Below are 12,981 nucleotides of genomic sequence, written 5' to 3' on the forward strand. Positions count from 1 at the left end.
TGAACATCCAAGTCACCCCGCCCGTCCTGCCCGAAGAACCCAATGTGGATCTGGCGCTGAAGGACGCGCGCGACGCAGTCATGCGCGAAACCGGAACCATCCCCACGGGCGAACGGGCGGGCAGCCGCAAGGTCTATGTCGCCGGCGAGCTCTACCCCGACATCCGCGTCCCCTTCCGCGAGGTCGCCGTCCACCCCTCGGCCAACGAACCGCCGGTGACCATCTATGACAGCTCAGGCCCCTATACCGACCCGACGGTGACCATCGACATCAAGCAGGGCCTGCCCCTGGTCAAGTCCAGCTGGCAGCTGGACCGCGGCGACATCGCCCCCGTCGCGAACCCGCGCGAGGTCAAGCCCGAGGACAACGGCCACGCCAGCGGCAAGAACCTGGCCCCCCGTTTCGACGTCTCGAACCACAAGGTGTTCAAGGGCGTCGAGGGCCGCCCGGTGACCCAGTACGAATACGCCCAGGCCGGGATCATCACGCCCGAGATGGAATATGTCGCCATCCGCGAGAACCTGCGCCGCGAGCAGTCCGCCCCCTGCATCCGCGACGGCGAAGACTTCGGCGCATCCATCCCCGACTTCGTGACCCCCGAGTTCGTCCGGCAAGAGATCGCGCGCGGCCGCGCCATCATCCCGCACAACATCAACCACCCCGAGGTCGAGCCGATGATCATCGGCCGCAACTTCCTGGTGAAGATCAATGCCAACATCGGAAATAGTGCGGTCCTGTCGTCCGTGGACGACGAGGTCGACAAACTGGTCTGGGCCACCCGCTGGGGCGCCGACAACGTCATGGACCTGTCGACCGGCCGCAACATCCACAACATCCGCGACTGGATCATCCGCAACTCCAGCGTCCCCATCGGCACCGTGCCCATCTATCAGGCGCTGGAGAAGGTGAACGGCGTCGCCGAGGACCTGACGTGGGAGGTGTTCCGCGACACCCTGATCGAACAGGCCGAACAGGGCGTCGACTATTTCACCATCCACGCGGGGGTGCGCCTGCCCTTCGTGCCGATGACGGCCAAACGCGTCACCGGCATCGTCTCGCGCGGCGGCTCCATCATGGCCAAATGGTGCCTGTCCCACCACAAGGAGAGCTTCCTCTACGAGCATTTCGAGGACATCTGCGACATCATGCGCGCCTATGACGTGTCGTTCAGCCTTGGCGACGGCCTGCGCCCCGGCTCCATCGCCGACGCCAATGACGAGGCCCAGTTCGCCGAGCTGCGCACCCTGGGCGAACTGACCAAGATCGCCTGGGCCAAGGGCTGCCAGGTCATGATCGAGGGTCCCGGACACGTGCCGATGCACAAGATCAAGGCGAACATGGATGAGCAGCTGAAACACTGCCACGAGGCGCCCTTCTATACGCTTGGCCCCCTCACCACCGACATCGCCCCCGGCTATGACCACATCACATCGGCCATCGGGGCGGCCATGATCGGATGGTTCGGCACGGCCATGCTCTGCTACGTCACGCCCAAGGAGCATCTGGGCCTGCCCGACCGTCAGGACGTCAAGGACGGCGTCATCACCTACAAGATCGCCGCCCACGCCGCCGACCTGGCCAAGGGCCACCCCGCCGCCCGCCTGCACGACGACGCCCTGTCGCGCGCCCGGTTCGAGTTCCGCTGGGAAGACCAGTTCAACTTAGGGCTAGACCCCGAAACCGCCCGCAAATACCACGACGCCACCCTGCCCAAGGAAGCCCACAAGACCGCCCACTTCTGCTCCATGTGCGGCCCCAAGTTCTGCAGCATGAAGATCAGCCAGGACATCCGCAGGGACGCAGCGGCGCAGAACGATGCGGGCGGTTCGTTGGTGGACGCCGAGGCTGGGATGGCGGAGATGAGCGCCAAGTTCCGGGCCGGGGGCGGGGTGGTGGAGGTGAAGGTGTGACTAGTTGATTGTCGGCAGGGTCTTAGCCAAGACCCTGCGCAACTTAAGGCCGCATACGTTTCTGGCCTCCAGAGCGGTCACCACCGCCATTCGGAATTCATCAAATCCGGGAAATCCTAGTGCCTTTACGACGTCGTTAGGTACGCCGGTGTTTTTTACAGGCAACTGATAAGTTGGACGCAACGTTCGGTTATCCGACATCTTGTCGTCGAACTCCTTACTTGCTAACAGGTGAATTTGACCAACATCCACTCCGCTTATAAGCTTAAGACCTGACTTTATAGACTTAACCGAAGGCTTCCGCGAAGAAAGTTCCCTATTCGCTCTCCAGACTACAATCCTGGCGACTATATTTTCTTTGTCTTTGTTTAGTGCCTTCCTTCCAGCTTCATCAGCTTGCTTTATTCTGTCTTTTACAGATAGACCGCCATAAATAGAATGAATGCTATCAGCCATTATCCGGATTATTGCTGGATGTAGATAAAGATTTTCTATCGTCGGAACCGGGATGCAGAATATCTTATCGGACTTAAGCTTATCAGCTTCACTCGAATCTCGACCATCTCTGTCGATAAGACCTGCCGCTTGAACCCAGTGGTATGTTGGGCTTGCCTCCAAAACCTTCACCGACTGAGCGACTGATTCCCAACCGCCACGAGGAACCACTGAGAAATTATCGAATATATTTTTGTACAAGGCGTAGTCAGTGCTGTGATCTCCCTCAACAAAGAGCAGAGACTTCCGCGCACCCAAGACCGATCTGCGCACATCCTCCGGAACATCCGAATTACCAGGCAATACCTGTATATCAAACGTTCTGTTCTCACTGTTAACATCTAAGTTAACTACTTCAGAACTTTTTACATATATTATATTTTTTGGCTTTGTCGATTCTATGAGATTTAGATCGTGAGACGCGATTACATATGAAAGGTCAGGCCTAGCTCTAATCGTCCTAGCAATTAAGGCCGCTGATATCAGTGGATTTAAGTGCTTCTCAGGCTCATCGATTGCAATCACTGAATTTTTTGGCCGGACAAGTATTGCACCTACTACAAGTAATGCAGCACGCTCACCATCTGACAACCGATCAATACCATAATGCTCTCCACCATCCCGCGAAGCACGAAGCATTCCTTCTTTTAATGAAATACTAACGGCCAAGTCGGAATCAGCAAATATGCTGTTAATAACCGATATAGTTCTCGGCTTCTCTAAAGCTATGTCTGATGTCGATCTTCCGGTTTCAATTGAATCTGAAACAATGTCATCGTTATCCTGAGCTTGCTGATTTAGTACACGCCTGACGACAGACTTCAGATGCTGCTCGCTCCATGCATTTCGAAATCGATTGGACGCCTGATTGTGTTGCATCATTTGAACCTGCAGCTGCTGCAAGCTCATTCCTGTCTGTTCAGTATCGTCGGACGTAAAGTGTATCTGTCTGTGGCCAGAAAATATCTCTGAATCTTGGCCAAATGACCGTCCAATAACGTGGATCAGAGACGACTTACCGACGCCGTTCGGACCTGCAATGAAAAGCACCTCTCCAACACCAAGCTGGTAGTGGACAAACTCCTGGGTTGCTCCGGTGTCTGGTGCAGTCGGCTTTATGGGAACGTGGTAGCTTCGCACTTCAACTCCAAACGTGATCGCAACTGGAAGGCGAACCACTAAAGCCTAGCTTGGGATAGACAAGGTAGAAAAATGAGTTTCGGAGTGTATCCTTCATTTGTTGTCCAACAGCCTGGCTAACGATTAACGCAAGGGTGTCAGGGCGTACCACAAGACACGCTGCGCCGGCTGCACCCGGAAGAAGCGGGCCTGACGTTAGCCAGCGGCCTCCCTCTCCCGTTGGGAGAGGGCTTGAGCGCCTGAGAGCCGTCAGGCGATCAGACTTGCGCGAAAGGGTGAGGGTCGGACCTCGCCGCAGACGCACGACCCTCACCCTTTCGGCTGGCGCATCGCTGCGCTCTGCGAGCCTCAAGCCCTCTCCCAACGGGAGAGGGACGGTCGTTGCGACTTCTGCTAGATTGGGGTCCGAAATGAACACGATCTTCGACCGCGAAACCACATTGAAGGCCCTGCGCGACGCCGCTCGCGTGGCGCGCGAAGGCACGCGCGAGGAGAAGTCCGGCAAGTTCCTGCCGCCGCCCGGCTGGAAGGGGCATCTGGTCACCGCCGCCGACGCCCCGGCTGCACCCCGCAAGAAGCGGGCCTAGGCGTGTGCTCCCTCTCCCGTTGGGAGAGGGCTTGAGCGTCCGAGAGCGAAGCGATTGGAAACGCGAAAGGGTGAGGGTCGGACCTCGCCGCAGACGCACGACCCTCACCCTTTCGGCTAACGCATCGCTGCGCTCTGCGAGCCTCAAGCCCTCTCCCAACGGGAGAGGGACGGATGCACAGCTAGCGCCCCTTCCTATACACGACCTCCCCTCCCGCCCCGTTGAAATCCCTCGGCTTTCGCGAAATCGACGGCCTCTACCCTATCACGGTTCGGGACGGCCTTAGACTGGGGGCGCGTCCTGGGATCGGGCGTGGGCGACAGCCGGGGGACGGGATGCACGACGATCAGGCCTATGACGACGGCGAGGGCGGCGGGTTCGATGGGCCGCGAGACCCGCTTTACGATGCGGCCACGCAGCAGGGGCTGGATCAGATCCGCGTCCTGCGCGCGGCGGGTCTGGAACAGGCGTATCGCGACGCGCTTCACCTGGACTGCTCGGCCGAGGCCGAGGTGCGGTTCTGGCGCACGCACGGCCTGCCGATGCATCTGTTGCGGCCGCCGGCCCTCGCGGCCTGCGACGCCGTCGCGCGGAACGCCGACCGGGGCCACAATCGCGGCTATCGCCGCCTGTCGCAAGAGGCCTGGCAGGCGGCAGGCAAGGCCTATCTGGAGGGCGACACGGCCGAGGCGGTCAGCGCCCGTTACGGCATGGGGGTCAGCACCTTTCGCGCCCGCGCCAGGGACGAAGGCTGGCGGCGCGAGGATCAGGACGATCCCTCTCCCTTGCCGATGGACGACCCCATCGACCTGCCGTTCGAGACGGCGCAGGGCCTGCCCGACTTCGCCGAGATGGCGGCCCACGCCCTGGTGCGGATGGGCCGGGCGGTCCAGGCCGGGCGCGCGATGGAGGCCGCGCGGTGGGTGCGGCTGCACGCCCATCTGACCCGCCTGGCGCGCGAGGCGGAGCCGCCTGCGCCCCCATCCGCGCCGAAGCCCGAGCCGAAACCGAAAGACCCCGACATGGCCGAACGCGCCACGGACGTCGCGCGGGAGATTGGCGTCATCGCCCTGGAGGCCGCCGCCCTGACGCCCGGCGACTACGCCGGCCGCGACGCCCTGATGGCCCGGATGGAGGCGCTGGACGACCTGAAACCGTCCCCGACTTCAGACGAATTGCACAGTTCAGACGGTGTTTTTTCGCAAAGGGAGTCTGAACCTTCCACCCTGCGGGATTTCAGACGCCCATCGCCTTCAGCGCCGGTTTCAAGCTCACCGCCGCCTTGCGAAAATCCGCCCACGGATCAGGCTTCTTCAGCAGGGCCTCATAGGTCCACAGGTTGAACGCGGCCGGGTCCAGCCCCGCCCTCACCTGCCCCCACGATAGCGGATAGGCGATCCCCGCCCCCGGCCGAGCGCGTGGCGACCAGGGGGCCACCGCCGTCGCCATCCGCCCGTTCCTCAGATAGTCGATGAAGATCTTTCCGCCCCGCGCCTTCTTGGCCAGGGTCGTGGTGAACCGGTCCGGCGCCTCGGCGCGGATGGCCTCGGCCACCGCCTTGGCGAAGGCCTTGTTCTGATCCCAGGTGACGCGCGACCGGGCGTCGGTCTTGATCGGCGCGACGACGTGCAGACCCTTGCCCCCGGTCGTCTTGACGAAGGCCGCCAGGCCCAGGGCCTCGATCTTCGTCTTCACCCCCTTGGCGGCGGCGATCACGTCGGCGAAATCCAGCCCTTCGTCGGGGTCCAGGTCGAAGGTGATCTGGTCCGGGACCTCCGGCGCGCCCGGCGCACAGCCCCAGGGGTGCAGCTCAAGCCCCCCCGACTGGGCGATGGCGACCAGGCCGCCCACATCGACGGCGGCGACATAAGGGGTGCGCGCCTTGACGTCGATCAGCTTCAGCCGCGGGTTCGACCCCGCCATGGCGTGGCGCTGGAAGAAGGTCTCGCCGCCGATCCCCTCGGGCGCGCGAATGATCGAGGTCGGCCGGTCCGCCACATGGGGCAGGATCCGCTCGGCCGCCGCCTCGTAATAGCGCGCCAGGTCCGCCTTGGTGATCGCCGGCCGGTCGCCGACGGCGGGCCACAGCACCTTGTCGGGGCTAGAGATCGTCACGCCCGCCACGACCACCTTGCCCGGCTTTGCCGCCGCCCGCACCGTCGTGGTCGCCTTCGTGTCGGCCTCGCCCATCTCCGTCGGCGGTTGCGGTGCCTGCGTCACCTCGGCGGCCGCCTTGTCCTCGCGCAGACCCTTGAACGCCGCCTGCCTCAGCGAGCCCGCCTCGGTGTATCCGCCGTGCTCGACCTCGGCGACCAGCACCGGCTTGACCCAGTGGATGTCCTTGGCCGCCTTGGGCGCGCCTGTCCCGACAAAGGGCGACTTGTCCGCCGCCACGCCCTTGAGCGCCGGAACCAGGGTCTTCGTCACCGCCTCGCCATAGCCGGTCCCGACACGGCCCAGATAGCGCAGGCCGCCCTTGTCCTTGACCCCGACCAGCAGGGACCGAAACCGCGTTCCGCCTTCCGACGACCAGCCGCCGATCACCACCTCGTCGCGCCCCCGGCATTTGGACTTCAGCCAGGTCGAGGACCGCCCGGCGTGATAGGGCGCGTCCAACTTCTTGGAGATCACCCCTTCCAGATCCATCCGACAGGCGCTCTCCAGCACCGCCTGCCCGGTCGAGGCGAAATGCTCGACGTAGCGCAGCCGCGTTGCCCCCGCCTTTCCGATCCGGTCCACATAGGCCTGCAGCCGCGCCTTGCGATGCGACAGCGGCAGTTTGCGCAGATCCTCCGCCCCCTCGAACAGCAGGTCGAAGGCGAAATAGACCAGCCCCCCCGTCTTCTCGTCCGAGATCGCGGCCTGCAACGCCCCGAAGTCCGGCATATGATCGTCGTCCAGCGCGCACAGCTCGCCGTCGATCACCGCGTCGGGCCAGGTCGCGGCGTCCGCCGCCAGGTCCGCGAACCGGTCGCTCCAGTCCAGACCCTTGCGCGTCCTCAAGACCGCCCGACCGCCGCCGACGCCGATCTGGATGCGGTATCCGTCGAACTTGATCTCGTGCGCCCAGCCCGTCCCGCCCGGCGGATGGTCGGTCACCTTGCACAGCTGGATCGGCACGAAGGCCGGCGGCTTGGTCGCCTTGGTCGCCGCCTTTGACGGCCTGGGCTTGGCCGGCCCTTTACGCCCGGTCGGCTTGGACGCCGTCCATTCCTTGGTCCCGTCCGCGATCTCGGCCAGCGATCGCCCGGTCGTCACCGAGGCGTCGATCTCGGCTAAGGCGTCCCCCTCCCCCGCCACGGCGAAGTCGTCCTTCTCCTTCAGCAGCAGCCAGTTGTTGCGCTTGGACGGCTTGCCCCGGTCGCTCTTCAACCGGATCAGCGCCCATTTGCCCTTCAGCCGCTCGCCGTGAAGGATCATCTTGATCTGGCCCTTGGCCCAGGCCGCCTCCAGGTCCGGCTCCTGCGGCTCCCAGGTTCCGACGTCCCACATCTGCACCGTGCCGGCGCCATAGTTGCCGTCGGGAATGGTCCCCTCGAACGATCCGTAATCCAGCGGATGATCCTCGACCTCGACCGCCAGCCGCTTGACCGCCGTGTCGCGCGACGGCGCCTTGGTCACGGCCCAGGATTTCAGCACCCCGTCCGCCTCGATGCGGAAATCATAATGCAGCCGCGTCGCCGCATGGCGCTGGATCAGATAGCGGAAACCGCCCTTGCCCCGGCCGCCCTTGGCGCCCTTCGGCTCGGGCGTCTCGCCGAACCGCCGCTTGGCCTGATAGGTCTTCAGCTCACCGCGCATAGGGGCGTAATCCGCCTCAGGCGAAACCGTTGCGTTAGCGGCAGAACCGCGTGTCCGTCGCCTCCAGGTGCAGGTGGTCATAGTGAACGGCGTTGTAGTCGGGGCTCAGCGTCGTGCCGAAGATGCGGCAGGCGTCGTCGCGGATGCGGCGCAGGAACCGCGCCTCGGCCGTGTCGCCGTTCCAGCCATTGGTCACCGTGATCCGCCGCCCGTCCCTCAGCCGCACCCCGGCGAAGTCCAGCGCCGCCGCCTGGGAATGGGCGCTGATCCGGTTCGATCCGACCCCGTTGTTCACGTTGCGACAGGCATAGGCGCCCATGTGGTCGATCTGGACTACGTCCGAGCCCAGGATCTCGCGTGCCGCCGGCTCCAGCGACTGCCGACGCCAGATGCTCAGGGCCAGCGCGGTCTGGCACGTCATCTCCGCATCGCCGGGCGCCAACCGCGCCACCGTGCCCATGTCGGCGCCCAGCACTCCGCCCTGGCTCAGGCCGCAGGTTGCGGTGTTCTGACGATCCGGCACGGGGCTGAAGCGCACCCGCGCGGCGTTCAGCTCTGCCAGACACCTGCCCAAATCTCGCCCCTCGCGCACCACCGCGCCTTGCGTGCCCCCATCGATGGCCCGATCCACCAGCCCCCCCACCAGGGGCGCCTCGGTGCGCGACGGATAGGGTGACGGCCGCAACGGCTCGGGCGGTCGCCGCACGCAGCCGCTCAGGATCAGCACGACGCTGAGGGCGATCAGGAAGGGTGAGGCGCGGGACACGGCAAACATCGCCAGGACGCTTATCTGATTCCCTGATCGCGCGCGGTCACGAGGCGGAGAGCCATCTACCGCGGGTTTTCCGCCGCACCCTTTGCCCGGCACCTGTCCGAGCAGAACCGCACCTGCGCCCAGTCCCGCGCCCACTTCTTGCGCCACGCGAACGACAGGCCGCAGGCGGCGCAGACTTTCTGCGGCAGATCTGCCTTGGCGGGCGCCGTGCCGAGATTGACGTGCTTTCGACCCATGTCGCCTGCCAAGAAAAAGGGCGGCCCCGTCGGAGCCGCCCCTGATCATATCAGCTGTCCAGGAAGGACCGTAGTTTGCGCGACCGGCTCGGGTGCTTCAGCTTGCGAAGCGCCTTGGCCTCGATCTGGCGGATCCGTTCGCGGGTGACCGAGAACTGCTGGCCGACTTCTTCCAGCGTATGGTCGGTGTTCATGCCGATGCCGAAGCGCATGCGCAGCACCCGCTCCTCGCGCGGCGTCAGCGAGGCCAGCACGCGGGTGGTGGTCTCGCGCAGGTTCGACTGGATGGCCGCATCGATGGGCAGGACGGCGTTCTTGTCTTCGATGAAGTCGCCCAGGTGGCTGTCTTCCTCGTCCCCGATGGGCGTTTCGAGGCTGATCGGCTCCTTAGCGATCTTCAGGACCTTGCGCACCTTCTCCAGCGGCATGGCCAGCTTCTCGGCCAGCTCTTCCGGGGTCGGCTCGCGGCCGATCTCGTGCAGCATCTGGCGTGATGTCCTCACGATCTTGTTGATCGTCTCGATCATGTGGACCGGGATGCGGATGGTCCGCGCCTGGTCGGCGATCGAGCGGGTGATCGCCTGACGAATCCACCAGGTGGCGTAGGTCGAGAACTTGTAGCCGCGGCGGTACTCGAACTTGTCGACCGCCTTCATCAGGCCGATGTTGCCCTCCTGGATCAGGTCCAGGAACTGCAGGCCGCGGTTGGTGTATTTCTTGGCGATGGAGATGACGAGGCGCAGGTTGGCCTCGACCATTTCCTTCTTGGCCTGGCGGGCTTCGCGCTCGCCCTTCTGAACCGTCTGAACGATGCGGCGATAGTCGTCGATCGGCAGGCCGGCTTCCAGGGCCACGGCGGCGACGTCGGCGCGAATGGTGGCGATCTGGCTGGCTTCATTGTCGCTGAACTTGGTCCAGCGCACGCCCTGCTCTTTGATCCGCTCGGTCCAGGTCGGGTCCAGTTCGGCGCCGAAATAGGCCTTCAGGAACTCAGGCCGCGAGATGCCGTAGCTGTCGGCCAGGCGCAGCAGGCGGCCTTCCAGACCGATCAGGCGCTTGTTGATCGCATAAAGCTGCTCGACCAGGGCCTCGATGCGGTTGTTGTTCAGCTTCATCGTCTTCAGACGGTCCGAGATGGACAGCGTCAGGGCGCGATAGGCCTTCTCGTCCTTGGCGCTCAGCACCTCGCCCTTCAGGCGGGTCTGGACCAGCTTGTCCTGCAACGCCCGGAACGCGCCGAAGTCGGCGGCGATCAGGTTCAGGACCTCCATCACCCCGTCGCGAAGCTCGGCTTCCAGCGCCGAGATCGACATGCCGCCGCCGTCGTCGAAATCGTCGTCGTCATCATCGTCGTCGGTTTCAGGCTTGGCCTCGGCCGCCGGTTTTTCCTCGGTCTCTTCCGCCTCTTCGGCCTCGGGCTGGACAGCGCCCGGCAGGGACGACGGGTTCAGCACGCCATAGGTGGCGTCGAGGTCGATGACCTCGCGCAGCAGGATGCGGTTGTTCTCCAGCTCGTCGCGCCACACCATGATGGCCTCGAAGGTCAGGGCGCTTTCGCACAGACCCGAGATCATGGCGTCGCGGCCGGCCTCGATCCGCTTGGCGATGGCGATTTCGCCCTCGCGGCTCAGCAGTTCGACCGAGCCCATCTCGCGCAGATACATCCGCACTGGATCGTCGGTGCGGTCATAGGCGGCCTTGGCGGGCGCTTCGGCGACGGCGGTGCCGGCGGCGGCGGCGACGTCGGTGGACTGCTGCTCTTGCGCGTCCTCCTCGGCCTCGACGACGTTGACGCCCATCTCGGACAACATGGCCAGGGTGTCTTCAATGGCGTCGGGCGTGACCTCTTCGGACGGCAGAACCTTATTCAGTTCCTCCATCGTCACATAGCCTCTAGCCTTGGCCTGTTTGATGAACTTCTTGACGCCGGCGTCGGTCAGATCGAGCAGGGGCCCATCGGTCGAAGCCTCGGTTTCCTGCGTCTCGGTCTGTGCGTTCATAGTCAGTCTGTCTCCAGCCGGAGGGGGTGATCAATCCGCCCCGACGAAAAATACAATGCCTGGCGGGCCGTAAGGTTACGAGCCCGCGCTGTCTTCCCAAATCGTCCCGGCTTTGATCGCACGGCGAAGCGCATCCCGCTCGGCCTTAAGCCGGCGAAACGCCTCATCCTGCCCAGGCACATCACGTGCATGAGCCAAGGCGTCCTCCAACGCGGCTACGCGTGTTGAAGCGTCGAACGCCTGCGACCATCGGACCCTTGCCTCGGCGAGGGGCGCATTTGCGGCCAGGAAAGGCGCGCCGGACTTTGCCGCCGCCTTCTCGACCTCGCGCACTAAGGCATCATGACCCGATTGCGCCAGATGGCGTCGCAGGGAGGCAGAGTCAAGGCTATGTCCCGACAGACGCAGGCGAACCAGCTCTTGGGCCAGGCCATCCAGCCCCTTGTCGCCGAAACCGTGGGCCGCGATTTCTTCCAGATGGTCGTCCATCCGTTCGGGATCGTCGATGGCGCCGTGCGCCAAGGCGGCAGGCACCGGCTCGATGGCGCGGAACAGCGACTGCATCGCCTGCGCCCCTTCCGCCGTCTGACCCAGCTTGGGCGGCGGGCCGAAACCGCGCCTGCCTTGCCCCGGCGTCCAGGGCGCGCGTTGAGGGCTGCGAGGGAACAGGGCGTCGAAGCGGTCGAACAGGTCGCGGCGGTATTGTTCGGCTAAATCCTTGTCCTGGATGGCCGAGGCGGTGTTGCGCAGCCGCGCCTTGAATCCGGCCTTGCGTTCCGGCGTGTCCAGCGGCTCCAGATCCTGCTCGCGGCGGAACAGCACCTCGGCGAAACCGTGGGTGTCGGCCAGGGCCTGGCGCAGGGCCGGCGCGCCCTTGTCGCGCAGGATGTCGTCGGGATCCTGTCCCGCGCCCAGCAATGCGAACCGGAAAGACCGGCCGGCCTTCAGCAGCGGCAGGGAACGCTCGATGGCGCGATAGGCGGCGCGCAGGCCGGCCGCATCGCCATCGAAACACAGCACCGGCTCGGACGACACCCGCCACAGCCGTTCCATCTGCTCCTCGGTCAGGGCCGTGCCCATCGGCGCCACGGCCGGCAGGCCCGCGCGCTGACAGGCGATGACGTCCATGTATCCTTCGACCACGATGATGGCCTGGTCGTTCTTGCTCTCCGCCCCCAATATCCGCCGCGCCTCGGGCAGGCCGTAGAGCGTCGCGCCCTTGTGAAAGAGAGGGCTCTCCGGGCCGTTCAGATATTTGGCTCGGTCGTCGGGGTTCATGGCCCGGCCGCCGAAGCTGACGATCCGTCCCCGCGCGTCCAGGATGGGGAACATCAGCCGGTCGCGGAACCGGTCGTAGGGCTGGCCGCCGCTTTCCGGCGAGATCAGCATCCCGGCCTCGACCAGTTCGGCGGGCTTGGCGCCGCGCTGGATCAGGGCCTGTTTTAGCCCCTCGCGGTCGTTGGGCGCATAGCCTAGGCCGAACCGCTCCCACTGATCTTCGGGCAGGCCGCGTTTTTCGAGATATTCGCGCGCCGCCTTGCCCGGCGTGCGGCGCAGGTTTGCGGCGAACCACTTCTGGGCCAGCTCCATCCAGTCCGACAGGCCCGCCCGCTTCTGCTCGCGCTCAGCCTCCTTGGGATCCTCGGCGGGAAGCTGCATGCCCGCCTCGCCGGCGAGCCGCTGCACCGCCTCGACGAAGCTGAGCCGCTCCGTCTCCTGCAGGAAGGAGATGATGTCGCCGTGCTTGCCGGACGAGAAATCGTGGAAGAACCCCTTGTCGTCGTTGACGAAGAAGGACGGCGACTTCTCCTTCGAGAAGGGCGACAGGCCGACGTATTCGCGCCCCTGACGTTTCAGCTTCACCGTCCGCCCGATCACGTCGGACGGCCGAAGGCGGGCCTTCAGTTCATCGATGAATCTTTCGTCAAAACGCACCCGCGATCCTTAAGGCCAAGCGGCCTGTACGTCGATGGATGGAAGGGCGATCAGGCGGCTCGTCCGGGCATCCCCCGATATCCGAACGAACCGCCGCATCGC

9 protein-coding genes are annotated in these 12,981 nt (G+C 64.4%); 3 read left to right on the forward strand and 6 right to left on the reverse strand.

What is annotated here, in order from left to right:
* Positions 1-80: 80 nt before the first annotated feature.
* Positions 81-1,910 (forward strand): phosphomethylpyrimidine synthase ThiC, encoded by a 1,830-nt coding sequence (gene thiC / locus ACP69V_RS13360; protein WP_426024710.1) that lies wholly within the window; start codon positions 81-83, stop codon positions 1,908-1,910.
* On the opposite strand, the gene ACP69V_RS13365 is transcribed toward thiC, so the two are convergent.
* Entirely contained in the window at positions 1,911-3,545 is a 1,635-nt protein-coding gene (locus tag ACP69V_RS13365) for an AAA family ATPase (RefSeq protein WP_426024309.1), read from the reverse strand.
* Positions 3,546-3,955: 410 nt separating this feature from the next.
* Between ACP69V_RS13365 and ACP69V_RS13370 the strand changes: the two genes are divergently transcribed.
* On the forward strand, positions 3,956-4,132 hold the full coding sequence (locus ACP69V_RS13370; RefSeq protein WP_426024310.1) for a hypothetical protein: 177 nt from the start codon (positions 3,956-3,958) through the stop codon (positions 4,130-4,132).
* A gap of 335 nt (positions 4,133-4,467) precedes the next feature.
* Positions 4,468-5,475 carry a hypothetical protein gene (locus tag ACP69V_RS13375; protein WP_426024311.1) on the forward strand — a complete coding sequence of 336 codons (1,008 nt, stop codon included), beginning with the start codon at positions 4,468-4,470 and terminating at the stop codon, positions 5,473-5,475.
* On the opposite strand, the gene ligD is transcribed toward ACP69V_RS13375, so the two are convergent.
* The 5 genes from ligD to dnaG all read right to left on the reverse strand — a co-directional run bounded on the left by ligD (position 5,369) and on the right by dnaG (position 12,879).
* Positions 5,369-7,933 (reverse strand): DNA ligase D, encoded by a 2,565-nt coding sequence (gene ligD, locus ACP69V_RS13380; protein ID WP_426024312.1) that lies wholly within the window; start codon positions 7,931-7,933, stop codon positions 5,369-5,371. The two genes, ACP69V_RS13375 and ligD, sit on opposite strands and share 107 nt — an antisense overlap.
* 34 nt (positions 7,934-7,967) lie before the next feature.
* A complete protein-coding gene (locus ACP69V_RS13385) occupies positions 7,968-8,699 on the reverse strand; it encodes an extensin family protein (protein WP_426024313.1) in 732 nt (243 codons plus the stop codon).
* A 65-nt stretch (positions 8,700-8,764) separates the two neighbouring features.
* On the reverse strand, positions 8,765-8,944 hold the full coding sequence (locus tag ACP69V_RS13390; RefSeq protein ID WP_346494285.1) for a DUF2256 domain-containing protein: 180 nt from the start codon (positions 8,942-8,944) through the stop codon (positions 8,765-8,767).
* Positions 8,945-8,994: 50 nt separating this feature from the next.
* Positions 8,995-10,944, reverse strand: coding sequence for an RNA polymerase sigma factor RpoD (gene rpoD, locus ACP69V_RS13395; RefSeq protein ID WP_426020090.1), 1,950 nt, complete (start codon positions 10,942-10,944; stop codon positions 8,995-8,997).
* Positions 10,945-11,019: 75 nt separating this feature from the next.
* On the reverse strand, positions 11,020-12,879 hold the full coding sequence (gene dnaG, locus ACP69V_RS13400; protein ID WP_426024314.1) for a DNA primase: 1,860 nt from the start codon (positions 12,877-12,879) through the stop codon (positions 11,020-11,022).
* Positions 12,880-12,981: the final 102 nt, after the last annotated feature.

It is taken from the genome of Brevundimonas sp. PWP3-1b1 (assembly GCF_049896065.1).
Lineage (GTDB): Bacteria > Pseudomonadota > Alphaproteobacteria > Caulobacterales > Caulobacteraceae > Brevundimonas > Brevundimonas intermedia_B.

Bases quoted from the DNA above. Each gene is read 5' to 3' on its own strand.
- thiC (WP_426024710.1), top strand. From the start codon at position 81: ATGCGCGAAACCGGAACCATCCCCACGGGCGAACGGGCGGGCAGCCGC.
- ACP69V_RS13370 (WP_426024310.1), top strand. From the start codon at position 3,956: ATGAACACGATCTTCGACCGCGAAACCACATTGAAGGCCCTGCGCGAC.
- ACP69V_RS13375 (WP_426024311.1), top strand. From the start codon at position 4,468: ATGCACGACGATCAGGCCTATGACGACGGCGAGGGCGGCGGGTTCGAT.
- ligD (WP_426024312.1), bottom strand. From the start codon at position 7,933: ATGCGCGGTGAGCTGAAGACCTATCAGGCCAAGCGGCGGTTCGGCGAG.
- ACP69V_RS13390 (WP_346494285.1), bottom strand. From the start codon at position 8,944: ATGGGTCGAAAGCACGTCAATCTCGGCACGGCGCCCGCCAAGGCAGAT.
- rpoD (WP_426020090.1), bottom strand. From the start codon at position 10,944: ATGAACGCACAGACCGAGACGCAGGAAACCGAGGCTTCGACCGATGGG.